This window comes from Streptomyces sp. NPDC043854, from assembly GCF_056436005.1.
Map to the genome: position 1 here is coordinate 83,703 of NZ_JBWKDK010000013.1, position 24,412 is coordinate 108,114.

Here is a 24,412-nt window from a genome sequence, read left to right on the forward strand (position 1 = left end):
GTTGCCGGTTTCCGGAAACCTGGTCTGGACATCAGTGAGCCGAGTGGCTACACTGACCCTTTGCGCTGCCTGTTAGCTGTCCCCTGCCCGTCGCCAGGGGCATGCCCACGCTCGAGCACACGTGATTGATACGCCCTGACCTGGCATTTCAACCAGTTCGGGGAGTGCGTCTCCTGTGTCGGCTGGGACCGGTACGCGCGTAGTGAGTCCGAGCCCTCGGAAGGACCCCCTCTTGGCCGCCTCGCGCAACGCCTCGACCAATACGAACAACGGTGCCAGCACCGCCCCGCTGCGCATCTCCTTTGCAAAGATCAAGGAGCCGCTCGAGGTTCCGAACCTCCTGGCGCTGCAGACCGAGAGCTTTGACTGGCTGCTCGGCAACAACGCCTGGAAGTCTCGCGTCGAGTCGGCGCTCGAGAGTGGACTGGACGTTCCCACGAAGTCCGGTCTCGAGGAGATCTTCGAGGAGATCTCGCCGATCGAGGACTTCTCCGGGTCGATGTCGCTGACCTTCCGCGACCACCGGTTCGAGCCGGCGAAGAACTCGGTCGACGAGTGCAAGGAGCGCGACTTCACGTACGCGGCGCCGCTCTTCGTCACGGCCGAGTTCACGAACAACGAGACCGGTGAGATCAAGTCTCAGACGGTCTTCATGGGCGACTTCCCGCTCATGACCAACAAGGGCACCTTCGTGATCAACGGCACCGAGCGTGTCGTCGTGTCGCAGCTGGTGCGCTCCCCCGGTGTCTACTTCGACTCCTCCATCGACAAGACGTCCGACAAGGACATCTTCTCCGCCAAGATCATCCCGTCCCGCGGTGCCTGGCTGGAGATGGAGGTCGACAAGCGCGACATGGTCGGTGTCCGCATCGACCGCAAGCGCAAGCAGTCCGTGACCGTCCTCCTGAAGGCCCTCGGCTGGACCACCGAGCAGATCCTCGAGGAGTTCGGCGAGTACGAGTCCATGCGCGCCACCCTGGAGAAGGACCACACCCAGGGCCAGGACGACGCGCTGCTCGACATCTACCGCAAGCTGCGTCCGGGCGAGCCGCCGACCCGTGAGGCCGCGCAGACGCTGCTCGAGAACCTGTACTTCAACCCGAAGCGCTACGACCTGGCGAAGGTCGGCCGCTACAAGGTCAACAAGAAGCTCGGCGCCGACGAGCCGCTCGACGCCGGCGTGCTGACCGTCGACGACGTCATCGCGACGATCAAGTACCTCGTCAAGCTCCACGCGGGCGAGACCGAGACCATCGGCGAGTCCGGCCGTTCGATCGTCGTCGAGACCGACGACATCGACCACTTCGGCAACCGCCGCCTGCGCAACGTCGGCGAGCTCATCCAGAACCAGGTCCGCACGGGTCTGGCGCGTATGGAGCGCGTCGTCCGCGAGCGCATGACCACCCAGGACGTCGAGGCGATCACGCCGCAGACCCTGATCAACATCCGGCCGGTCGTCGCCTCCATCAAGGAGTTCTTCGGCACCAGCCAGCTGTCGCAGTTCATGGACCAGAACAACCCGCTGTCCGGGCTGACCCACAAGCGCCGTCTCTCCGCGCTCGGCCCCGGTGGTCTGAGCCGTGAGCGGGCGGGCTTCGAGGTCCGTGACGTCCACCCGTCGCACTACGGCCGCATGTGCCCGATCGAGACCCCCGAAGGCCCGAACATCGGTCTGATCGGCTCGCTCGCGTCCTACGGCCGCGTCAACGCGTTCGGCTTCGTCGAGACCCCGTACCGCAAGGTCGTCGACGGCCAGGTCACCGACGAGGTCGACTACCTGACCGCCGACGAGGAAGACCGCTTCGTCATCGCCCAGGCCAACGCGCGCCTGGACGAGGAGCTCCGCTTCGCCGAGGGCCGCGTCCTGGTCCGCCGCCGTGGCGGCGAGGTCGACTACGTCCCCGGTGACGACGTCGACTACATGGACGTCTCGCCGCGCCAGATGGTGTCGGTCGCGACCGCCATGATCCCCTTCCTCGAGCACGACGACGCCAACCGCGCCCTCATGGGCGCGAACATGATGCGCCAGGCCGTTCCGCTCATCAAGGCGGAGGCCCCGCTCGTCGGCACCGGCATGGAGTACCGCTGCGCCGTCGACGCCGGCGACTCCATCAAGGCGGAGAAGGACGGTGTCGTCCAGGAGGTCTCGGCCGACTACATCACCGTCACCAACGACGACGGCACGTACACCACGTACCGCGTCGCCAAGTTCAACCGCTCCAACCAGGGCACCTCGGTCAACCAGAAGGTCATCGTCAACGAGGGCGACCGGGTCGTCGAGGGCCAGGTCCTCGCCGACGGTCCGGCGACCGAGAACGGCGAGATGGCGCTGGGCAAGAACCTGCTCGTGGCGTTCATGCCGTGGGAGGGCCACAACTACGAGGACGCGATCATCCTGTCGCAGCGCCTCGTCCAGGACGACGTCCTCTCCTCGATCCACATCGAGGAGCACGAGGTCGACGCCCGTGACACCAAGCTCGGCCCCGAGGAGATCACCCGGGACATCCCGAACGTCTCCGAGGAGGTCCTCGCCGACCTCGACGAGCGCGGCATCATCCGCATCGGTGCGGACGTCGTCGCCGGCGACATCCTGGTCGGCAAGGTCACCCCGAAGGGTGAGACCGAGCTGACCCCGGAGGAGCGCCTGCTCCGCGCGATCTTCGGCGAGAAGGCCCGCGAGGTCCGCGACACCTCGCTGAAGGTGCCGCACGGTGAGATCGGCAAGGTCATCGGCGTCCGCGTCTTCGACCGCGAGGAGGGGGACGAGCTTCCCCCGGGCGTGAACCAGCTGGTCCGCGTCTACGTCGCCCAGAAGCGCAAGATCACCGACGGTGACAAGCTCGCCGGCCGCCACGGCAACAAGGGTGTCATCTCCAAGATCCTCCCGATCGAGGACATGCCCTTCCTCGAGGACGGCACCCCGGTCGACATCATCCTCAACCCGCTCGGTGTCCCGTCCCGAATGAACCCGGGACAGGTCCTGGAGATCCACCTCGGCTGGCTCGCCAGCCGCGGCTGGGACGTCTCCGGCCTCGCGGACGAGTGGGCCCAGCGTCTGCAGAACATCGGTGCGGACCAGGTCGCTCCCGGCACCAACGTCGCCACCCCGGTGTTCGACGGCGCCCGCGAGGACGAGCTGGCCGGCCTGCTGCAGCACACCATCCCGAACCGCGACGGCGAGCGCATGGTGCTCCCGTCCGGCAAGGCGCGCCTGTTCGACGGCCGCTCCGGCGAGCCGTTCCCGGACCCGATCTCGGTCGGGTACATGTACATCCTCAAGCTCCACCACCTGGTCGACGACAAACTCCACGCCCGTTCGACCGGTCCGTACTCGATGATCACGCAGCAGCCGCTGGGTGGTAAGGCGCAGTTCGGTGGCCAGCGCTTCGGTGAGATGGAGGTGTGGGCGCTCGAGGCTTACGGCGCCGCCTACGCCCTCCAGGAGCTTCTGACCATCAAGTCCGACGACGTGACCGGCCGCGTGAAGGTCTACGAGGCCATCGTCAAGGGCGAGAACATCCCCGAGCCGGGCATTCCCGAGTCCTTCAAGGTGCTCATCAAGGAAATGCAGTCGCTCTGCCTCAACGTGGAGGTGCTGTCCTCGGACGGCATGTCCATCGAGATGCGCGACACCGACGAGGACGTCTTCCGCGCTGCGGAGGAGCTGGGTATCGACCTGTCCCGGCGCGAGCCGAGCAGCGTCGAAGAGGTCTGACGGGCCTGGCCGGGGGCTCGCAACCGCAGCCCCCGGCCATCCCCGGGACCGTTCAGACCATGATTGAGACACGACCCCGAAAGAGGGATTGACGCACAGTGCTCGACGTCAACTTCTTCGACGAGCTGCGGATCGGCCTTGCCACCGCGGACGACATCCGTACCTGGTCGCACGGCGAGGTCAAGAAGCCGGAGACCATCAACTACCGCACCCTGAAGCCCGAGAAGGACGGACTCTTCTGCGAGAAGATCTTCGGCCCCACCCGGGACTGGGAGTGCTACTGCGGCAAGTACAAGCGTGTCCGCTTCAAGGGCATCATCTGTGAGCGCTGTGGCGTCGAGGTCACGCGCGCCAAGGTGCGCCGTGAGCGGATGGGCCACATCGAGCTTGCCGCCCCCGTCACCCACATCTGGTACTTCAAGGGCGTCCCGTCGCGCCTGGGCTACCTGCTGGACCTCGCGCCGAAGGACCTCGAGAAGGTCATCTACTTCGCCGCGTACATGATCACGTTCGTCGACGACGAGCGCCGCCAGCGCGACCTGCCGTCGCTGGAGGCCCACGTCTCCGTCGAGCGCCAGCAGATCGAGAACCGCCGCGACGCCGACCTCGAGGCCCGCGCCAAGAAGCTCGAGGCCGACCTGGCCGAGCTCGAGGCCGAGGGCGCCAAGGCCGACGTGCGCCGCAAGGTGCGCGAGGGCGCCGAGCGCGAGATGAAGCAGCTCCGCGACCGCTCCCAGCGCGAGATCGACCGCCTGGACGAGGTCTGGAACCGCTTCAAGAACCTCAAGGTCCAGGACCTCGAGGGCGACGAGCTCCTCTACCGCGAGCTGCGTGACCGCTTCGGCACGTACTTCGACGGCTCGATGGGTGCCGCGGCGCTGCAGAAGCGCCTGGAGTCCTTCGACCTGGAGGAGGAGGCCGAGCGCCTCCGCGAGATCATCCGCACCGGCAAGGGCCAGAAGAAGACCCGTGCCCTGAAGCGTCTGAAGGTCGTCTCCGCGTTCCTCCAGACCAGCAACAGCCCCAAGGGCATGGTCCTGGACTGCGTCCCGGTCATCCCGCCGGACCTGCGTCCGATGGTGCAGCTGGACGGTGGCCGCTTCGCGACCTCCGACCTGAACGACCTGTACCGCCGCGTCATCAACCGCAACAACCGCCTGAAGCGCCTCCTCGACCTCGGTGCCCCCGAGATCATCGTGAACAACGAGAAGCGCATGCTCCAGGAGGCCGTGGACGCCCTCTTCGACAACGGTCGTCGTGGTCGTCCGGTGACCGGTCCCGGCAACCGCCCCCTGAAGTCCCTCAGCGACATGCTGAAGGGCAAGCAGGGCCGCTTCCGCCAGAACCTGCTCGGCAAGCGAGTCGACTACTCGGCGCGTTCCGTCATCGTCGTCGGCCCGCAGCTGAAGCTGCACCAGTGCGGTCTGCCCAAGGCCATGGCGCTGGAGCTCTTCAAGCCGTTCGTGATGAAGCGCCTGGTCGACCTGAACCACGCGCAGAACATCAAGTCGGCCAAGCGCATGGTCGAGCGCGGCCGCACCGTCGTGTACGACGTCCTCGAAGAGGTCATCGCCGAGCACCCGGTGCTGCTGAACCGTGCGCCCACGCTGCACCGCCTCGGCATCCAGGCCTTCGAGCCGCAGCTGGTCGAGGGCAAGGCCATCCAGATCCACCCGCTCGTCTGCACCGCGTTCAACGCGGACTTCGACGGTGACCAGATGGCCGTCCACCTGCCGCTCTCCGCGGAGGCGCAGGCCGAGGCCCGCATCCTGATGCTGTCCTCGAACAACATCCTCAAGCCGGCCGACGGCCGCCCGGTGACGATGCCGACCCAGGACATGGTCCTCGGTCTGTTCTTCCTCACCACGGACGGCGAGCTGCGCGACGTCAAGGGCGAGGGCCGTGCCTTCGGCTCCACCGCCGAGGCGATCATGGCCTTCGACGCCGGCGAGCTCTCGCTGCAGTCGCAGGTCGACATCCGCTTCCCGGTGGGCACCATCCCGCCGCGCGGCTGGGTCCCCCCGGTCGCCGAGGAGGGTGAGCCGGAGTTCCAGCCGGGCGACAGCTTCCGTCTGAAGACCACGCTGGGCCGTGCGCTCTTCAACGAGCTGCTGCCGGAGGACTACCCGTTCGTCGACTACTCGGTGGGCAAGAAGCAGCTCTCCGAGATCGTCAACGACCTGGCCGAGCGCTACCCCAAGGTCATCGTGGCGGCGACGCTCGACAACCTGAAGGCGGCCGGCTTCCACTGGGCGACCCGTTCCGGCGTCACCGTGGCCATCTCCGACGTCGTGGTCCCCGAGGCCAAGAAGGAGATCGTCGCGGGCTACGAGGCGCAGGACGAGAAGGTCCAGAAGCAGTACGAGCGCGGTCTGATCACCAAGGACGAGCGCACGCAGGAGCTCATCGCGATCTGGACCAAGGCGACCAACGAGGTCGCCGAGGCGATGAACGCGAACTTCCCCAAGACCAACCCCATCTTCATGATGGTTGACTCGGGTGCCCGAGGAAACATGATGCAGATGAGGCAGATCGCCGGTATGCGTGGTCTGGTGTCGAACGCGAAGAACGAGACCATCCCGCGTCCGATCAAGGCCTCGTTCCGTGAGGGCCTGTCCGTGCTGGAGTACTTCATCTCCACCCACGGTGCCCGTAAGGGTCTGGCCGACACCGCCCTGCGTACCGCCGACTCGGGTTACCTCACCCGTCGTCTGGTGGACGTCTCGCAGGACGTGATCATCCGCGAGGAGGACTGCGGCACCGAGCGCGGCCTGAAGCTGAAGATCGCCATCCGGGACGAGACCGGTGTCCTGCGCAAGGCCGACGACGTCGAGACGTCGGTGTACGCGCGCATGCTCGCCGAGGACGTCGTCGTGGACGGCAAGGTCCTGGCCCCGGCCAACGTCGACCTGGGCGATGTCCTCATCGACCAGCTCGTCGCGGCCGGCGTGGAGGAGGTCAAGACCCGCTCGGTCCTGACCTGTGAGTCCGCCGTCGGTACCTGCGCCTTCTGCTACGGCCGCTCCCTGGCCACCGGCAAGCTGGTCGACATCGGTGAGGCGGTCGGCATCATCGCCGCCCAGTCCATCGGTGAGCCCGGTACCCAGCTGACGATGCGTACCTTCCACACCGGTGGTGTGGCCGGTGACGACATCACGCAGGGTCTGCCGCGTGTCGTCGAGCTCTTCGAGGCCCGTACCCCGAAGGGTGTCGCCCCGATCTCCGAGGCCGCCGGCCGCGTGCGGATCGAGGAGACCGAGAAGACCAAGAAGATCGTCATCACGCCGGACGACGGCAGCGACGAGACGGCCTACCCGATCTCCAAGCGCGCCAAGGTCATCGTCCACGAGGGCGACCACGTCGAGGTGGGCCAGAAGCTCACCGCGGGTGCCACCAACCCGCACGACGTGCTGCGCATCCTCGGCCAGCGTGCCGTCCAGGTCCACCTGGTCGGCGAGGTCCAGAAGGTCTACAACTCGCAGGGCGTGTCGATCCACGACAAGCACATCGAGATCATCATCCGGCAGATGCTCCGCCGCGTGACGATCATCGAGTCGGGCGACGCCGAGCTGCTTCCGGGCGAGCTCGTCGAGCGGTCGAAGTTCGAGGTCGAGAACCGTCGTGTGGTCACCGAGGGCGGTCACCCCGCCTCCGGCCGTCCGCAGCTGATGGGTATCACCAAGGCCTCGCTCGCCACCGAGTCCTGGCTGTCGGCGGCGTCCTTCCAGGAGACGACCCGGGTTCTGACCGACGCGGCGATCAACGCCAAGTCGGACTCCCTGATCGGCCTCAAGGAGAACGTCATCATCGGTAAGCTCATCCCGGCCGGTACGGGCCTCGCCCGCTACCGCAACATCCGGGTGGAGCCCACCGAGGAGGCGAAGGCCGCGATGTACTCGGCCGTCGGCTACGACGACATCGACTACTCGCCCTTCGGCACCGGCTCCGGCCAGGCTGTCCCGCTGGAGGACTACGACTACGGCCCGTACAACGGCTAAGAGTCGCCAAGAGGAAGCCCCCCGCTGCTCCGGAAGGAGCGGCGGGGGGCTTCCTCGTATGCATGCACGTACGGGCAGCGGCAGAACCCGAGGGCGCGGGCCCGGGCCGGCCCGGGCAGGGCCCTCGGGTTCGGCCCGGGCCTCAGGCGCGGCGCCGGCGGTGGAGGCCGGTGAGGGTGACCACGGCCAGGGTCAGCAGGGACAGGGCGGCGCCGGCCAGGCCCGGGGTGAGCCCCTTCGGGGTGAAGGTGCAGGCGAGCTTCGTCGTGCCGGGGGAGAGGGGCAGGGCGAGCAGGCCGTGGAAGGAGCCCGGGGTCACCGGCTTCGCGTCCGCCGTGCACTGCCAGCCGGGGACGGCGGTCATGGCGAAGACGGCGGTGCCGGTGGAGCCCACGGGGAGGACGGCCCGGATGCTGTGCCCGCCCGTGGCGACGTCGGCGGCACCCGTCCGGGTGAGGCTGCGGACGGTGTCGTCCAGCTTGGCGCGGTCCAGGCAGCCGATCGGGTGGTTCCCGGCAGTGGCGTCCCTGGTCCTGGTCTGCACCGTCACCGCCACCGTGCCGTCCGCCGGAACCGGGCCCAGCTTCACGACACCCGTCATCTGGTCCTCCAGGGGCCGCTGCCCGTGGTTGAACCGGAGGGTGCCGTACAGGTCGGGGGAGAACCAGTAGGCCTCCGAGCCGGGGCTGCACTGCGCCGTGTACGTCTGCTCCGTGGCCGTGCCGCCCCGGACCGTCCGCGGGACCTGGTACACGGCCGCGCCGAGGACGTTCTCCTGGCGGGCGTACACGCTCTCCGCCGGGTTCGGGGAGGTGAAGGGGCCGCTGCGGACCGTGACGAGCGGGGGAGCCGGGAAGCGGGTCGTGGCCCAGGTGTCCTTCGCCGGGCCGGGGCTGACGCGGGCGCCGATCGCGAAGATCGCGTCGAGGACCGGGTTGTCGGCGCCGAAGAAGGTCCGGCCGTCGTTCTTGAAGCCGTAGCCGAGGGGCTCCAGCGCCTGGTACGTGACCTCCGGCAGGTAGCTGCTGTAGTACTGCGGGCCCTCCGCGCCCAGCGCCAGGGCGTCGTTGTACGAGGTCTGCGGCGCGCCCGAGTCGGTCCGGTACCGGGGCCAGCCGTCCACCTCGCGGACGGCGTCGTGGTGCGCGCCGATCGAGCGGTTCGAGGTGGCGATCGGCTTGGCCCAGCGCTCGCGGGAGCGGCGGGTGTCGGCACTGGCCGCGGCCGCGGTGGACTCGGCGAAGACCACGCCGGCCATGAGCAGGGCGGCCGCGGGGACCAGGAAGCGGCGCCGGCCGCCCTGCACCCGGTCGCCCTGCACCAGCAGAACCAGGGCCAGGGCCAGGAGCGAGACCGCGCCGCCGCCGATGACCGCCCGCCAGGTCCAGCCGCCGAAGTCGTCGGTGTGCCGGAGCAGGAAGGCCGCGGCGACCAGCAGGCCCGCCGCCGAGGCCAGGTGGAGCGGCCGCGGCCGGTGGGCCAGGGACAGCCAGGCCAGGACCACGACCATGCCGCTGAAGACGAACGCCTCGCGGTACGGGTTGCCGTTCGGCACCGCGAGCCCGTGCCACAGGTACTGGGTGGGCGGGAACTGGAAGGAGGCGAGGACCAGCAGCGTCGCCGCCGCCCACACCAGGCGCGTCTTGCGGGCGATGGCCGCGTTGAACAGGAAGGACCCGGCCAGGATCAGGCCCAGCGAGGCCACGTACAGCCGGGGCCGGCCGCCCCACAGGTGGGTGGCCGGCAGCATCCCGGACAGGAAGACCTCGATCCGCACCGGGTCGAAGGACGCGGCCTGCGTCGGCTGCGCGGCGCCGCTGGACAGGAAGGACGGCAGGAGCAGCGGCAGGGTGAGCAGGATGCCGGTCCCGGCGGCGGTCGAGGCCCGCCACAGGGCGCGCAGCCGCTGCCGGCCGGTCAGGTCCAGGGTGGCCATGCGGACCGCGAGCAGCACGCAGGCGGCCATCGTGGCCATCATCGCCGTGTAGAAGTTGCCGAACCAGGCGAGCGCGACGAACAGCGCGGTGCCGGTCCAGCGGCGCTCCTGCAGGCACCACTCCACGGCGATGCCGAGCAGCGGGAACGCCACCAGGCCCCACAGCCACATGGGGATGTACGAGGCGTCGCTCAGCGCCCAGCCGCACAGCCCGTAGCAGGCGCCGAGGACCCCGCGCTGCCACCACGGCCCGGGGTGGAGCCGGCCGAGGTAGACGGCCATCACGGCGGCGGCGGTGCCCATGGTGACCGGGGTGACCAGGAAGACGGCGAGGTCGACGTGGGCCCGCGGGACGAGGACGGCCAGCCAGGAGAACGGATTGCCGAGGTACGTGTGGTAGTCGGACAGGAACTGCTGTCCGAAGCCGCCGCGCCAGCTGAACAGGACGTCGCCCGCGGCCTGCCCGTGGACCAGGTCCCACAGCCCCCGGTGGAAGGGCACGTACTGGTTGGCCTGGTCGTTGATGGCCCGGCCGGTGGTGCCGAAGGGGTGGGTGCCGCGGACCGCCCAGGACGCGCAGAACGCGCCGGCGGTGAGCAGGAAGGCGAGCAGCGGCCCGTACAGGTGTCCGAGCCGTGGCGTCCGGCGGCGGAGGCGGGGATCGGGATCGGAGTGGACCGGGCTGTCCGCGGCCGTCGACTCGGGGGTGACCGTCCGCAATGTCCCGCTCCCTGATGGTGGTGCCGTTTGGGCTGAATCGCTGACGCATCCTAGTTGCCGGGAGGGGCCGGCCCGGCCGCTGCGAGCGGCGGCCGTCGACGGCCCATACCACATCCGGGGAGCGGGGGCATCCGAGGCGGCCGGTACCCAAGTGCCACATGACCGGCGGGGATGTCGCGGGGGTCGCGGCGGGGCCTTTGTTTTGACCGGAGTGGATGCGGTGGGTACGCTCAGACCTTGTGCCTGGGGTGTGCCTGGGCTCCCGTGCGTGTCCATCAACCGCACGCGAGTCGCACCGGCCACCGAGATCCACGCGTCTTTCTGTGCTTGCGCAGAGGGCTGCAGGATCCGACACACCCGACCGCGTGGGTCGGCAAAGTTCCAGGTTAGCTTCACTACACGGCACACAGAAACCGGAGAAGTAGTGCCTACGATCCAGCAGCTGGTCCGCAAGGGCCGGCAGGACAAGGTCGAGAAGACGAAGACGCCCGCGCTTGAGGCTTCGCCCCAGCGTCGCGGCGTCTGCACGCGTGTGTTCACGACCACCCCGAAGAAGCCGAACTCGGCGCTCCGCAAGGTCGCGCGTGTGCGTCTGACCTCCGGCATCGAGGTCACCGCTTACATTCCGGGTGAGGGACACAACCTGCAGGAGCACTCCATCGTGCTCGTGCGTGGTGGCCGTGTGAAGGACCTGCCGGGTGTTCGTTACAAGATCATCCGCGGTGCGCTTGACACCCAGGCTGTCAAGAACCGCAAGCAGGCCCGCAGCCGCTACGGCGCCAAGAAGGAGAAGTAAGAATGCCTCGTAAGGGCCCCGCCCCGAAGCGCCCGGTCATCATCGACCCGGTCTACCAGTCTCCTCTTGTCACCTCCCTGATCAACAAGATCCTGCTGAACGGCAAGCGCTCCACCGCCGAGCGCATCGTCTACGGCGCCATGGAAGGCCTCCGCGAGAAGACCGGCAACGACCCGGTCATCACGCTGAAGCGCGCGCTGGAGAACGTCAAGCCGTCGCTCGAGGTCAAGTCCCGCCGCGTCGGTGGTGCGACCTACCAGGTTCCCGTCGAGGTCAAGCCGGGTCGCCAGTCGACCCTCGCGCTGCGCTGGCTCGTGGGTTACTCCCGCGCCCGCCGCGAGAAGACCATGACCGAGCGCCTCATGAACGAGCTCCTCGACGCCTCGAACGGCCTTGGTGCGGCCGTGAAGAAGCGTGAGGACACGCACAAGATGGCCGAGTCCAACAAGGCCTTCGCGCACTACCGCTGGTAGTCGCAACCCACATCGAGACCGAGAGAAGACTGAAGCCTTATGGCTACCACTTCGCTTGACCTGGCCAAGGTGCGCAACATCGGCATCATGGCCCACATCGACGCGGGCAAGACGACCACCACCGAGCGCATCCTGTTCTACACCGGTGTGTCCTACAAGATCGGTGAGGTCCACGACGGCGCTGCCACGATGGACTGGATGGAGCAGGAGCAGGAGCGCGGCATCACGATCACGTCTGCCGCGACGACCTGCCACTGGCCGCTCGAGAACGTCGACCACACCATCAACATCATCGACACCCCGGGTCACGTGGACTTCACGGTCGAGGTGGAGCGTTCGCTCCGCGTCCTCGACGGTGCCGTCACCGTGTTCGACGGTGTCGCCGGTGTGGAGCCGCAGTCCGAGACGGTGTGGCGTCAGGCCGACCGTTACGGCGTGCCGCGCATCTGCTTCGTCAACAAGCTGGACCGCACCGGCGCCGAGTTCCACCGCTGCGTCGACATGATCAAGGACCGCCTGGGCGCGGTTCCGATCGTCATGCAGCTCCCGATCGGTGCCGAGGCCGACTTCCAGGGCGTTGTCGACCTGGTGAAGATGAAGGCGCTCGTCTGGTCCGCCGAGGCGACCAAGGGCGAGATGTACGACGTCGTCGACATCCCGGCCACGCACACCGAGGCTGCCGAGGAGTGGCGCGGCAAGCTGCTCGAGGCCGTCGCCGAGAACGACGACGAGATCATGGAGCTGTACCTGGGCGGCGAGGAGCCGACCGAGGAGCAGCTGCACGCCGCCGTGCGCCGCATCATCATCGGCTCCGGCAAGGGCGGCGGTTCCACGATCACCGCGGTGTTCTGTGGTACGGCGTTCAAGAACAAGGGTGTTCAGCCCCTGCTCGACGCTGTCGTCCGCTACCTGCCGTCGCCCCTGGACATCGAGGCCATCGAGGGCCACGACGTCAAGGACGCCGAGACCGTCGTGAAGCGCAAGCCGTCGGACGAGGAGCCCCTCGCCGCGCTCGCCTTCAAGATCATGAGCGACCCGCACCTGGGCAAGCTCACCTTCGTCCGGGTTTACTCGGGCCGCCTGGAGGCCGGCACTGCGGTGCAGAACTCCGTCAAGGGCAAGAAGGAGCGCATCGGCAAGATCTACCGCATGCACGCGAACAAGCGTGAGGAGATCGACTCGGTGGGCGCCGGTGACATCGTCGCCGTCATGGGCCTGAAGCAGACCACCACCGGTGAGACGCTGTGCGACGAGAAGAACCCGGTCATCCTGGAGTCCATGGACTTCCCGGCGCCGGTCATCCAGGTCGCCATCGAGCCCAAGTCCAAGGGTGACCAGGAGAAGCTGGGTGTCGCCATCCAGCGTCTCGCGGAGGAGGACCCCTCCTTCCACGTTCACTCGGACGAGGAGACGGGCCAGACCATCCTCGGCGGTATGGGCGAGCTGCACCTCGAGGTGCTGGTCGACCGTATGAAGCGCGAGTTCAAGGTCGAGGCCAACGTCGGCAAGCCGCAGGTCGCGTACCGCGAGACCATCCGCAAGTCGGTCGAGCGCCACGACTACACGCACAAGAAGCAGACCGGTGGTACCGGTCAGTTCGCCAAGGTGCAGATCGCGATCGAGCCGATCACGGACGCCGAGGGTCCGGCGTACGAGTTCGTGAACAAGGTCACCGGTGGCCGCGTGCCGAAGGAGTACATCCCTTCGGTCGACGCCGGTGCGCAGGAGGCCATGCAGTTCGGCATCCTGGCCGGCTACGAGATGACGGGCGTCCGCGTCACGCTTCTCGACGGTGCCTTCCACGAGGTCGACTCCTCCGAGCTCGCGTTCAAGATCGCCGGTTCGCAGGCCTTCAAGGAGGCCGCGCGCAAGGCGTCCCCCGTGCTGCTCGAGCCGATGATGGCCGTTGAGGTCACCACGCCCGAGGACTACATGGGCGATGTCATCGGCGACATCAACTCCCGCCGTGGCCAGATCCAGGCCATGGAGGAGCGTCACGGCGCCCGCGTCGTGAAGGGCCTCGTGCCGCTGTCGGAGATGTTCGGCTACGTCGGAGACCTCCGCAGCAAGACCTCGGGTCGCGCCAGCTACTCGATGCAGTTCGACTCCTACGCCGAGGTTCCGCGGAACGTCGCCGAGGAGATCATCGCGAAGGCCAAGGGCGAGTAACTCTCCCGAGCACACGCTTTAGGCTTGTCACCGGAACCTCTGGGGCAACAGGAGCAATTCAAAAAACCTGTTGCCCCGGGGGCCGGCTTTCCAGCAAAGATCACCTGGCGCCGATGAGTAAGGCGTACAGAACCACTCTCCAGGAGGACCCCCGTGGCGAAGGCGAAGTTCGAGCGGACTAAGCCGCACGTCAACATCGGCACCATCGGTCACATTGACCACGGTAAGACGACCCTCACGGCCGCCATTACCAAGGTGCTGCACGACGCGTACCCGGACCTGAACGAGGCCTCGGCCTTCGACCAGATCGACAAGGCTCCCGAGGAGCGCCAGCGCGGTATCACCATCTCCATCGCGCACGTCGAGTACCAGACCGAGGCGCGTCACTACGCCCACGTCGACTGCCCGGGTCACGCGGACTACATCAAGAACATGATCACCGGTGCTGCGCAGATGGACGGCGCCATCCTCGTGGTCGCCGCCACCGACGGCCCGATGCCGCAGACCAAGGAGCACGTGCTCCTGGCCCGCCAGGTCGGCGTTCCGTACATCGTCGTCGCCCTGAACAAGGCCGACATGGTGGACGACGAGGAGATCCTGGAGCTCGTCGAGCTCGAGGTGCGCGAGCTCCTCTCCGAGTACGAGTTCCCGGGCGACGAGCTCCCGGTCGTCCGCGTCTCGGCGCTGAAGGCGCTCGAGGGCGACAAGGAGTGGGGCGAGAAGCTCCTCGGCCTGATGGCTGCCGTGGACGAGTCGATCCCGACCCCGCCGCGTGACACCGAGAAGCCGTTCCTGATGCCCGTCGAGGACGTCTTCACCATCACCGGTCGCGGTACGGTCGTCACCGGCCGTATCGAGCGTGGTGTCCTGAAGGTCAACGAGACCGTCGACATCATCGGCATCAAGAACGAGAAGACCACCACCACGGTCACCGGCATCGAGATGTTCCGCAAGCTGCTCGACGAGGGCCAGGCCGGTGAGAACGTCGGTCTGCTGCTCCGCGGCATCAAGCGCGAGGACGTCGAGCGCGGCCAGGTCATCATCAAGCCGGGCTCGGTCACCCCGCACACCGAGTTCGAGGCCCAGGCCTACATCCTGTCCAAGGACGAGGGTGGCCGCCACACGCCGTTCTTCAACAACTACCGTCCGCAGTTCTACTTCCGTACCACGGACGTGACGGGCGTTGTGACCCTGCCGCAGGGCACCGAGATGGTCATGCCGGGCGACAACACCGAGATGTCCGTCCAGCTCATCCAGCCGGTCGCCATGGAGGAGGGCCTGAAGTTCGCCATCCGTGAGGGTGGTCGCACCGTGGGCGCCGGCCAGGTCACCAAGATCGTGAAGTAAGTTCTTCACGCTCTGACCGGGTAGTCCGCGCGAGCGGGCTCCGTGTCTGGCACGAGGGCCCCTTCCCCACCGCTTCGGCGGCGGGGAAGGGGCCCTTCGCCGTGTCCGGGACCCGTGCGCCAGCCCCGTACGGGCCCCGCCCGTACGAGGGGGAGGGGCGCGGGGGGAGACGGGAAAGGGCCGCACCCCCGTCGCGGGGTGCGGCCCTCTGCGGCCCTCGTGTTGTCCGTACGGCGGCGGACGTCAGTTCACGCGCAGGGACTCGGTGAACTCCTTGCAGGCGGCGTAGTCGGGCAGCTGGCCCGTCTCGATGGCCTGCGCCAGGGACGGGGCGGCCTCGTCGCGCGCGGACAGCAGCGGGGTCTCCGCCGGCCAGTCGATGCCCAGGTCCGGGTCGAGCGGGTGAACGGAGTGCTCGCCGGTCGGGTTGTACGTCTCCGAGCAGAGGTACGAAAGCGTCGCGTCGTCCGTCAGTGCGCAGAAGCCGTGGCCCATGCCCTCGGGGATGTAGACCGCGCGGCGGTCCACGTCGTCGAGGCGGACGCCCTCCCAGCGGCCGAAGGTCGGGGAGCCGACCCGCAGGTCCACGATGACGTCGAGCACGGCGCCGCGCACGCAGGTCACGTACTTGGCCTGGCCGGGCGGCACGTCGGCGAAGTGGATGCCGCGGACCACGCCGCGCGCGGAGACCGAGAGGTTGGCCTGCGCCAGCTTCAGCGGGTGCCCGACGAGCTCGGACAGCTTGTCGAAGCGGTACCACTCGGTGAACAGGCCGCGCGGGTCGCCGTGCAGCTGCGGGGTGATCTCGTAGACGCCCTCGAGGGAGAGCTCGCGGAACTTCACTTGGCGGCCTCCTCGTCGAGCAGGCCCAGCAGGTACTGGCCGTAGCCGCTCTTCAGCAGCGGCTGGGCCAGCTCGCGCAGCTGCGCGTCGTCGATCAGGCCGGCCCGCCAGGCGGCCTCCTCGATGCAGCCGATCTTGAAGCCCTGGCGCTCCTCGATGACGCGGACGAACTCGGAGGCCTGGACCATCGAGACGAAGGTGCCGGTGTCCAGCCAGGCGGTGCCGCGGTCGAGGATGGTGACGTTCAGCTCGCCGGCCTGGAGGTACGCGTCGTTGACGGCGGTGATCTCCAGCTCGCCGCGGGCGCTGGGCTTGAGGTCGCGGGCTATCTCGACGACGCGGTTGTCGTAGAAGTACAGGCCCGGCACCGCGTAGCGGGACTTCGGCTCGGCCGGCTTCTCCTCGATGGAGATGGCCTGGCCGTTCTCGTCGAACTCGACGACGCCGTACGCCGTCGGGTCCGCGACCGGGTACGCGAAGACCCGGCCGCCCTTGGAGTCGGTGTGCTCGGCCAGGCGGGTGCCGAGGCCGCTGCCGTGGAAGATGTTGTCGCCCAGGATCAGGGCCACGGACTCGTCGCCGATGAAGTCGGCGCCCAGCACGAACGCCTGGGCGATGCCCTCGGGGCGCTCCTGGACCGCGTACTCCAGCCGCAGGCCGAACTGGGATCCGTCACCGAGCAGGCGCTCGAACTGGGGACGGTCCTCCGGCGTGGTGATGACGAGAATCTCGCTGATTCCGGCCATGACCAGGGTGGAGAGCGGGTAGTAGATCATCGGCTTGTCGAAGACGGGGAGCAGCTGCTTCGAGACTGCCCGGGTCAGCGGCCAGAGTCGGGATCCGGTGCCGCCGGCCAAGAGAATTCCACGCATGGCACCACACTATGCGAGAGCAACCGGAACGAAGCGGTCCGGCCCCATGGGGCAGTAGGACAAGCGACTAGACTCTCCGTACTATGCGCATCCTTGTGACCGGCGGCGCCGGCTTCATCGGTTCAGAATTTGTCCGCCAGCAGCTCGCCGCGGACGCATCGGCCCAGATCACGGTCTTCGACAAGCTCACCTACTCCGGAGTCGAAGCCAACCTCGCCCCGGTCGCCGGCCACTCCGGTTACAAGTTCGTCAAGGGCGACATCTGCGACGCGGACGCAGTCGACGCGGTCATGCCCGGCCACGACGTGGTCGTGCACTTCGCCGCCGAGTCGCACGTGGACCGCTCCATCGCGGGCGCCGGCCCGTTCGTCATGACGAACGTCGTCGGTACGCAGGTCCTGCTGGACGCCGCCCGCAAGCACGGCGTGGGCCGCTTCGTGCACATCTCCACCGACGAGGTGTACGGCTCGATCAACGAGGGCTCCTGGACCGAGGAGTGGCCGCTGGTGCCCAACTCCCCGTACTCCGCCTCGAAGGCCTCCTCCGACCTGCTGGCCCTGGCCTACGCACGCACCCACGGCATGGACGTCGTGGTGACCCGCTGCTCCAACAACTACGGGCACTACCAGTTCCCGGAGAAGGTCATCCCGCTGTTCGTCACCAACCTGATGGACGGCAGGAAGGTCCCGCTGTACGGCAACGGCGGCAACGTCCGCGACTGGCTGCACGTCTCCGACCACTGCCGCGGCATCGACCTGGCCATGCGCAAGGGCCGCGGCGGCGAGGTCTACAACATCGGCGGCGGCACCGAGCTCACCAACAAGGAGCTCACCGGCGTCCTGCTGGAGGCCGCGGGCCTCGGCTGGGACATGGTCGAGCACGTCGAGGACCGCAAGGGCCACGACCTGCGCTACTCCATCGACATCAGCAAGATCAACGCGGAGCTGGGCTACGCCCCGCAGGTCCGCTTCGAGGACGGCATCGCGCAGACCATCGCCTGGTACCGCGAGAACCGCGCCTGGTGGGAGCCGCTGAAGGACAAGGCAGCGCTGCAGAAGTGACCGCCGACACGAACGCCGACGCCGCACCCGTCTCCTCCTCCACCCCCGCAGCCGCCGGACGCTGGCTCGTCACCGGCGCCGCGGGCATGCTCGGCCAGGACGTCCTGGCCGTCCTGAAGGACGCCGGGATCGAGGCCTCCGGCCTGCGCCGCGCCGACCTCGACATCACCGACGCCGCGGCCGTCCGCGCCGCCGTCGAGGGTGCCGCCGTCGTGGTCAACTGCGCCGCCTGGACCGACGTGGACGGCGCGGAGACGGCCGAGGAGGCCGCCACCGCCGTCAACGGCACCGGTGTGCGCGTGCTCGCCGCGGCGTGCGCCGACGCCGGGGCCCGCCTGCTGCACGTCTCCACCGACTACGTGCTGCCCGGGGACGCCTCCGAGCCGTACCGCGAGGACGCGGCCACCGGCCCGGTCAACGCGTACGGCCGCAGCAAGCTGGTCGGCGAGCAGGCCGTCGCCGAACTGCTGCCGCAGAACGGCTACGTGGTCCGCACCGCGTGGCTGTACGGCGAGCACGGGCCGAACTTCGTCGCCACCATGCTGAAGCTGGCCGCGCAGCGCGACACCCTCGACGTGGTCGACGACCAGCACGGGCAGCCGACCTGGTCGTACGCGCTCGCGCGCCGGCTGGTCGAACTGGGCCTGGCCGCGCTGGCCGGCCGCGCCCCGGGCGGCGTGTACCACGGCACCGCGAGCGGCCGCACCACCTGGTTCGGGCTGGCCCGCGAGAGCTACCGGCTGAGCGGGCTGGACCCGGAGCGGATCCGGCCGACGACCTCGGCCGCGTTCGTCCGGCCGGCCGTGCGCCCGGCCTTCAGCGTGCTCGGGCACGACCGGTGGGCCGAGGCGGGCCTGGCCCCCCTGGCCGACTGGCGCGAGCAGCTGGCCGAGGCCCTGGCGGCGCCGGTGTTCACCGCACTGGCCGACGCGGCGTCGGCCCGGAACGGAAGTACGGGATGAAGTCCCTGCCGAGCAGGCTCACCGCGGCGCTGCCGCCGGGCACCGTCGCGGTGGCCGGCGGCACTGTCGTGCTGGGTGCGGCCTCGTACGTCCACCTGGGCGTCGCCGGGCACAGCCTGTCCACCGAGGCCATGGCGAACGTCTCCGTCCTGTGGACGATCGTCATGTCGGTCGGCATCGGCGTGTTCTTCCCCGTCGAGCAGGAGCTCACCCGGATCGTCGCCGCCCGCGCGGTCCTCGGCCAGGGCGCCGCCCCCGTGCTGCGCCGGGCCACCGCCATGACCTCCGCGATGCTCGGCGCGACCCTGCTCGTCCTGGGCCTGGGCGCCGGCCCGATCGCGGACCTCCTCTTCCGCGGCGACCGCGGCCTCGTCGCCGCGCTCGCCGGGGCCTTCACCGGCATGGCCGTCTGCTACCTGACCCGCGGGGTGCTGGCCGGCCTCGGCCGGTTCGGCGCGTACGGACTCCAACTCGCCCTGGACGGCGGGCTGCGGATCGCCCTGGCCTTCGGCTGCGCCCTGGCCGGGCTGGACTCCGCGCTCGCCTACAGCCTGGTGCTGGCCGTCGCCCCGGTCGCCGCCGTGCTCGCCACGCTGCCGGCGCTGCTGCGCGCGGTGGGGCCCGGCGAGGCCGTCTCCTGGCGGGAGCTGACCGGCGGGCTGGGCCTGCTGATCTGCTCCACGCTGCTGTCCCAGGTCGTCGTCAACGCGGCGGTGATGAGCACCAAGCTGCTCGCCCCCGCCGACAGCGCGCTGATCGCCGCCCTGCTGAGCGCACTCGTCCTGGCCCGGGTGCCGCTGTTCGTCTTCGGCTCGCTCCAGGCCTCGCTGCTGGGCGGGCTGACGGCCGCGTACACGGCCGGGGACCGGGCGGCGTTCTCGGCGATGCTGCGCCGGATCGGCGTGGTCGTGGGGCTGCTCGGGCTGCTCGGCGGCGTGCCCGCCACCGCGCTCGGCCCCTGGCTGATCGACGTGCTGTTCGGGGCCGAACCGGTCCTGGGAAGCCTCGACTTCTTCCTGCTGTCCGCCGGCACCGTGGCGTACATGTTCGCGATGGTGCTGGGGCAGGCGCTGATGGTATTCAAGCGGCACAACCTGCAACTGTTGTGCTGGGCCGTCGGCACCGCCGTCCTGGCCGGCGTCACGTTCGCGCCGGGTGACGTGGCCCTGCGCGTCATCCTGGCCTACACTCTCGGCTCCCTCGCCACCGTGCTCGGTATGCTGGCGGTGCTGAGGCTGAGGTTCCCCGGGGCTGCCCCGGGCGCGACCGAAGTACCCGGGGACCAGGGCGCCGAGAGCGTGCCGGTCGCCGGGGGGGCCAGGGAGTGACCATGCCGGCCTTCGATGTCTCACCGATCACCGAGCACGTGCACGTGCCGATTTCCGCTGGAGCTACCGTGTCCCAATACGACGATGTCTGGCTGGTCATACCGGCCTATAACGAAGGCCAGGTGATCGCCGGCGTCGTCGAGGAAGCGCGTACCACCTTTCCGAACGTGGTCGTCGTCGACGACGGCAGCTCCGACGACTCCGCCGAGCACGTCGCGACCACCGGCGCCCACCTGGTGCGCCACCCGGTCAACCTCGGCCAGGGTGCGGCCCTCCAGACGGGTCTGAAGTACGCCCTCGCGCAGCCCGGTGCCAAGTACTTCGCGACCTTCGACGCGGACGGCCAGCACCAGACCGCGGACGTGGAGAAGATGGTCGCCGTCCTGCGCGCCGACGAGGCGGACGTGGTGCTCGGCTCCCGCTTCATCGAGCAGAACGGCCAGGTGCCGTGGATCAAGCGGGTCGTGCTGCGCACGGCCGCCGCCGTGAGCCCCACCGCCCGCAAGCTCAAGCTGACCGACGCGCACAACGGGCTGCGCGTGCTCAGCCGCAAGGCGGCCGAGCAGCTGGACATCACCATGAACGGCATGGCGCACGCTTCGGAGATCGTCGGCTTCCTGGCCGCCTCCGACCTGCGCGTCGCCGAGGTCCCGGTGAACATCCTCTACACCGACTACTCGCGCGCCAAGGGCCAGTCCCTGATCAACGGCGTCAACATCGTCTTCGACATCACTATGCGGGAGCGTGGCCGCTGATGAGGTACTTCTGGATTCAGCTGCTGCTCATCGCGGGCTCGCTGTCGATGGCCCTGATGTTCATACGCACGTGGGGCCAGGCGAAGAACCGTGCGTGGAAGCGCATCGCGTTCTCGGTGTTCGTCGTGGTCAACGTGTACGCGGTGCTCCGCCCGGGCGATGTCACCTGGGTCGCGCACCAGCTCGGCGTCGGCCGCGGCACCGACCTGGTGCTGTACGTGATGGTGCTGGCGATGGGCTTCCTGACGCTCAACACCTTCCTGCGCTTCCGCTCGCTGGAGAAGAAGATCACCGACCTCGCCCGGACGGTGGCCCTGAGCGAGGGCGCCCGGCACAACGAGGAGCGCCTCGGCGGCAGCACCGACGGCGCCGGCGCCAAGGCCGGGGCCAAGGCCGGGACCGAGGCCGACTCCGAGACCGTGAAGGCCTGACACCTGTGGTGACCTTCGACTTCATGCTCCCCTACTACGGGGACGTGCAGCTGATGCAGGACGCCGTCCGCAGCGTCCTGGCCCAGACGGACCCGAACTTCCGCCTCGTCGTGGTCGACGACGGCAAGGAGCCGGACGTCCCGGGCTGGTTCGAGTCGCTCCGCGACCCGCGGGTGACGTACCTGCGCAACGAGCAGAACCTCGGCATCACCAAGAACTTCCAGAAGTGCGTCTACCTCTCCGAGGCGGACCACGTCGTCATCATGGGCTGCGACGACCTGCTGCACCCGCACTACCTGGAGACCGTCCGCGGGATCGTCGAGGCCAACCCGGGCATCGGCATGGTCCAGCCCGGCGTCGAGGTGATCGACGGCGAGGGCAGGGTGGCGTACGGGCTCGCCGACCAGACCAAGCGGCGGCTGTACGCCCCGCAGGTCAAGGGCCGGCGGGTGATGGGCGGCGAGGAGCTGGCCACCAGCGTGCTGCGCGGCAACTGGCTGTACTTCCCGTCGATCTGCTGGCGGGGCGACGCCCTGCGCAAGGTCAACTTCCGTGACGACTACTCGGTGATCCAGGACCTGGCGCTGGTGGTCGACCTGCTCGAAGCCGGCGAGCAGATGGTGATCGACGAGACGGAGACCGTCTTCAGCTACCGCCGCCACGCGGTCAGCGAGTCCTCCGTCCAGGCGTTCTCCGGTACCCGCTTCACCGAGGCCGAGCGGTACTTCCATGCCGTGGCCGAGCGCATGGACGCCCGGGGCTGGGCCAAGGCGGCGAAGGCGGCGCGGTTCCACAGTGCCTCCCGCTTCCACGCGATCACCATGCTGCCCGGCGCGCTGCGCCGCGGGAACCGCGAGGGGCTGCGCACGCTCGCCCGGCACGCCTTCACCTCAGGTCAGCGAGCCGACTGACCCGGCGTTCACGACGACAGACCGCGGCCGCGGGGTCCTGCGGCCGCGGTGCCGCCCGCGACCGATTTGGATGGACATGACACACCTGGCCCCCGAGGTGGTCGGTGAGCCCGGTACGACGCACGGCCGCCCCGGTGCCGCCTCCGGCACCGGGCCCGCGGTCGGCGAGGCGGTCCCGTCCGGCGCGGGGCGCCGGCGCGCCTGGATGTCGCGGCGCTGGGCACACGCCGCCGCGGAGGTCGCCGTCAGCCTGGCGGCGGCCCTCGGCTTCATGCTGCTCAGCCGCCACATCAGCGTCAACCCCGTCGTCCGCCTCGGCCAGGTCAGCGCGCTGGCCGCGCTCCAGAAGTACGCGGCCCTCATCGGCCTCCCGCTGCTCGCGCTGCTGCTGTACACCGCCTACCGGGGGGCGGCCCGCCGCCACGGGATCGTCAAGCGCCTGGTCTGCGCCGCCCTGGCGGGCCTGGCCACCGGCGTGATCGCGGGCGGCGTGGTCGTCGCCCTGCGCGGCACGCCCCACCCGCTCGGCGGCCAGGAGGGCGACCCGGGCGTCCTGATCGACATGGCCAACTCGTTCCTGCACCACGAGGGCATGTCGGGCATCTACCCGCCCGCCTTCCCGGCGCTGATGGCCCTCTGGGCGAAGATCCGCTACAACGGCCGCGGCGAGACCGGCTTCGCCCTGCACGACCTCCAGATTTTCTTCACCGCCGTGGCCGGCCCGATGGCGTACGCCTCCTGGCGGCTGCTGCTGCGGCCCTTCTGGGCGATGCTGATCGCCGTCCCCGCCGCCGTCCTCTTCCTCGACCCGATCCGGCCGTACAGCCACGTCGTCATGATCGTGCTGCTGCCGCTCCTCGGGTACTGGCTGCGCCACATGCGCCGCGCCGGCCGGCTCGGCCTGCGGCAGCTGCTGCTGCGCGGCGCCGCCGCCGGCGTGATCTTCGGCGCGCTGTTCCTCTGGTACTCCGGCTGGTACATCTGGGCGGCTCCCGGCGCGGCCGTGCTCGCGCTGTTCCTGTTCCCCTGGTACCAGGGCGCGCCGGTCCGGAAGCGGGCCGGGCTGTTCGTCGGGACCACCGTGCTGACGGCCGGCATCGTCGGCTCCCCGCTGCTGTACCAGATGCTCCGGCTCGGCGCGGAGAATCCCGACCGCTACGCCTTCCTGTCCGTCTACGCGGACCCGGGCTACGTCCTCGGCTGGGTCTCGGACCGGTCCGGGACCCTGACCCACCAGACCTGGCCGGTGGCCGGCGAGATGGCGGGACAGAGCGGGTTCGCCCTGCTCCTCCTCTTCGGGGTGGGCCTCGGCCTCGGCCTGGGCCTGCGCCACGTCATGGTCCGCACCGCCGGGGCCGTCCTGGCGGGCGCCTGGTTCGCCCGCTTCTGGTTCGCCTCGCACATGGCCCACGACAAGGCCGTGCAGCTCTACCCGCGCACCACCTGGATCATCATGTACTGCCTGATGATCCTGGCCGTCTTCGGCCTGATGGCGGCGGTGCACCGGGGCTCCGGATGGATCGAGCGCACCCTGCGCGCGGCCCGGGGCGACGACGGCGCCGGGGCGGGGGCCGCCCGGGTCATCCCGCGGCGCGTGGTCCGCCAGCTCGCCGCCGGCATGGTGTGCGTGCTCGCCCTGTTCGCGGCCATGGGGTCGTCCTGGTCGGTCAACCGGTACATGCCCTCGGCCGACGTCGACTCGATGGGCATCGACGCGTACCGCGCCCACACGATCAAGGAGCGGGACGGCAGCTGCCCGCGGTTCTCGCCCGTCAAGAAGTGCGACGACATCGAGAAGGACGACTGGAAGCCCGGTCCGATCCAGGACTTCATCTGGTGCGCCGGCATCGTCGCCGACGACTGGCCCTCCGTCTGCGGGCTGAAGGCCCCCAAGAAGGTGCGCTCCCGGATGGACATCGAGCGGGACCGGCAGGCCGAGTACGAGAAGCAGAAGAGCAAGGCGGAGCAGGACAAGGCCGCGCAGAACAAGACCGAGCCGGACAAGACGAAGCAATAGGGGAGCCGTCCCACCCTGCGGGCCGGGCTGTCAGTGCCTGCCAGTAGCATCCGCCGCGACAGATGTCAGAAATCACCG

Annotated in this window: 16 protein-coding genes; 13 read left to right on the forward strand and 3 right to left on the reverse strand. The window is 69.1% G+C overall.

From position 1 onward, the window contains the following. The first annotated feature begins 232 nt into the window (after positions 1-232). Together rpoB and AC068A_RS14785 are read left to right on the forward strand one after the other, a co-directional pair. Positions 233-3,715, forward strand: coding sequence for a DNA-directed RNA polymerase subunit beta (gene rpoB / locus AC068A_RS14780; protein WP_478584865.1), 3,483 nt, complete (start codon positions 233-235; stop codon positions 3,713-3,715). A 98-nt stretch (positions 3,716-3,813) separates the two neighbouring features. Next, on the forward strand, positions 3,814-7,713 hold the full coding sequence (locus tag AC068A_RS14785) for a DNA-directed RNA polymerase subunit beta' (RefSeq protein ID WP_478584866.1): 3,900 nt from the start codon (positions 3,814-3,816) through the stop codon (positions 7,711-7,713). A 142-nt stretch (positions 7,714-7,855) separates the two neighbouring features. Here AC068A_RS14785 and AC068A_RS14790 read toward each other — a convergent pair whose 3' ends face one another. Beyond that, a complete protein-coding gene (locus AC068A_RS14790; RefSeq protein ID WP_478584868.1) occupies positions 7,856-10,369 on the reverse strand; it encodes a YfhO family protein in 2,514 nt (837 codons plus the stop codon). Between the two features lie 424 nt (positions 10,370-10,793). Here AC068A_RS14790 and rpsL point away from each other — a divergent pair, with 424 nt between their 5' ends. From rpsL to tuf, 4 genes are all read left to right on the forward strand, one after another. Further along, the gene (gene rpsL, locus AC068A_RS14795; RefSeq protein WP_007265893.1) at positions 10,794-11,165 is read left to right on the forward strand and encodes a 30S ribosomal protein S12; all 372 of its coding nucleotides are present in this window, start codon (positions 10,794-10,796) and stop codon (positions 11,163-11,165) included. Between the two features lie 2 nt (positions 11,166-11,167). Continuing rightward, on the forward strand, positions 11,168-11,638 hold the full coding sequence (rpsG, locus tag AC068A_RS14800) for a 30S ribosomal protein S7 (RefSeq protein WP_114053724.1): 471 nt from the start codon (positions 11,168-11,170) through the stop codon (positions 11,636-11,638). 39 nt (positions 11,639-11,677) lie between these two features. Beyond that, positions 11,678-13,807, forward strand: coding sequence for an elongation factor G (gene fusA, locus AC068A_RS14805; protein WP_478584871.1), 2,130 nt, complete (start codon positions 11,678-11,680; stop codon positions 13,805-13,807). 153 nt (positions 13,808-13,960) lie between these two features. Then, on the forward strand, positions 13,961-15,154 hold the full coding sequence (tuf, locus tag AC068A_RS14810) for an elongation factor Tu (RefSeq protein WP_478584872.1): 1,194 nt from the start codon (positions 13,961-13,963) through the stop codon (positions 15,152-15,154). Positions 15,155-15,397: 243 nt separating this feature from the next. On the opposite strand, the gene rfbC is transcribed toward tuf, so the two are convergent. After that, positions 15,398-15,997, reverse strand: a complete 600-nt coding sequence (gene rfbC / locus AC068A_RS14815) for a dTDP-4-dehydrorhamnose 3,5-epimerase (protein WP_478584874.1) — start codon at positions 15,995-15,997, stop codon at positions 15,398-15,400. Continuing rightward, a complete protein-coding gene (gene rfbA / locus AC068A_RS14820; RefSeq protein ID WP_478584876.1) occupies positions 15,994-16,869 on the reverse strand; it encodes a glucose-1-phosphate thymidylyltransferase RfbA in 876 nt (291 codons plus the stop codon). Before rfbA ends, rfbC begins: the two co-directional genes overlap by 4 nt. Before the next feature lie 83 nt (positions 16,870-16,952). Between rfbA and rfbB the strand changes: the two genes are divergently transcribed. The 7 genes from rfbB to AC068A_RS14855 all read left to right on the forward strand — a co-directional run bounded on the left by rfbB (position 16,953) and on the right by AC068A_RS14855 (position 24,334). Continuing rightward, a complete protein-coding gene (gene rfbB / locus AC068A_RS14825) occupies positions 16,953-17,930 on the forward strand; it encodes a dTDP-glucose 4,6-dehydratase (RefSeq protein WP_478584878.1) in 978 nt (325 codons plus the stop codon). Continuing rightward, on the forward strand, positions 17,927-18,892 hold the full coding sequence (gene rfbD / locus AC068A_RS14830; protein ID WP_478584880.1) for a dTDP-4-dehydrorhamnose reductase: 966 nt from the start codon (positions 17,927-17,929) through the stop codon (positions 18,890-18,892). The genes rfbB and rfbD overlap by 4 nt, the downstream gene beginning before the upstream one ends. Next, entirely contained in the window at positions 18,889-20,220 is a 1,332-nt protein-coding gene (locus tag AC068A_RS14835; RefSeq protein ID WP_478584882.1) for a lipopolysaccharide biosynthesis protein, read from the forward strand. Before rfbD ends, AC068A_RS14835 begins: the two co-directional genes overlap by 4 nt. A gap of 68 nt (positions 20,221-20,288) precedes the next feature. Continuing rightward, a complete protein-coding gene (locus AC068A_RS14840; protein WP_478584883.1) occupies positions 20,289-20,975 on the forward strand; it encodes a glycosyltransferase family 2 protein in 687 nt (228 codons plus the stop codon). Beyond that, positions 20,975-21,406 (forward strand): DUF2304 family protein, encoded by a 432-nt coding sequence (locus AC068A_RS14845; RefSeq protein ID WP_478584884.1) that lies wholly within the window; start codon positions 20,975-20,977, stop codon positions 21,404-21,406. The genes AC068A_RS14840 and AC068A_RS14845 overlap by 1 nt, the downstream gene beginning before the upstream one ends. 8 nt (positions 21,407-21,414) lie before the next feature. Continuing rightward, the gene (locus AC068A_RS14850) at positions 21,415-22,317 is read left to right on the forward strand and encodes a glycosyltransferase family 2 protein (protein WP_478584886.1); all 903 of its coding nucleotides are present in this window, start codon (positions 21,415-21,417) and stop codon (positions 22,315-22,317) included. A gap of 76 nt (positions 22,318-22,393) precedes the next feature. Next, complete coding sequence (locus AC068A_RS14855) at positions 22,394-24,334, forward strand: hypothetical protein (protein WP_478584888.1); 1,941 nt, start codon at positions 22,394-22,396, stop codon at positions 24,332-24,334. Positions 24,335-24,412 lie beyond the last annotated feature (78 nt).

Bases quoted from the DNA above. Each gene is read 5' to 3' on its own strand.
- AC068A_RS14855 (WP_478584888.1), top strand. From the start codon at position 22,394: ATGACACACCTGGCCCCCGAGGTGGTCGGTGAGCCCGGTACGACGCAC.
- fusA (WP_478584871.1), top strand. From the start codon at position 11,678: ATGGCTACCACTTCGCTTGACCTGGCCAAGGTGCGCAACATCGGCATC.
- AC068A_RS14835 (WP_478584882.1), top strand. From the start codon at position 18,889: ATGAAGTCCCTGCCGAGCAGGCTCACCGCGGCGCTGCCGCCGGGCACC.
- rfbB (WP_478584878.1), top strand. From the start codon at position 16,953: ATGCGCATCCTTGTGACCGGCGGCGCCGGCTTCATCGGTTCAGAATTT.
- AC068A_RS14845 (WP_478584884.1), top strand. From the start codon at position 20,975: ATGAGGTACTTCTGGATTCAGCTGCTGCTCATCGCGGGCTCGCTGTCG.
- rfbA (WP_478584876.1), bottom strand. From the start codon at position 16,869: ATGCGTGGAATTCTCTTGGCCGGCGGCACCGGATCCCGACTCTGGCCG.
- rpsG (WP_114053724.1), top strand. From the start codon at position 11,168: ATGCCTCGTAAGGGCCCCGCCCCGAAGCGCCCGGTCATCATCGACCCG.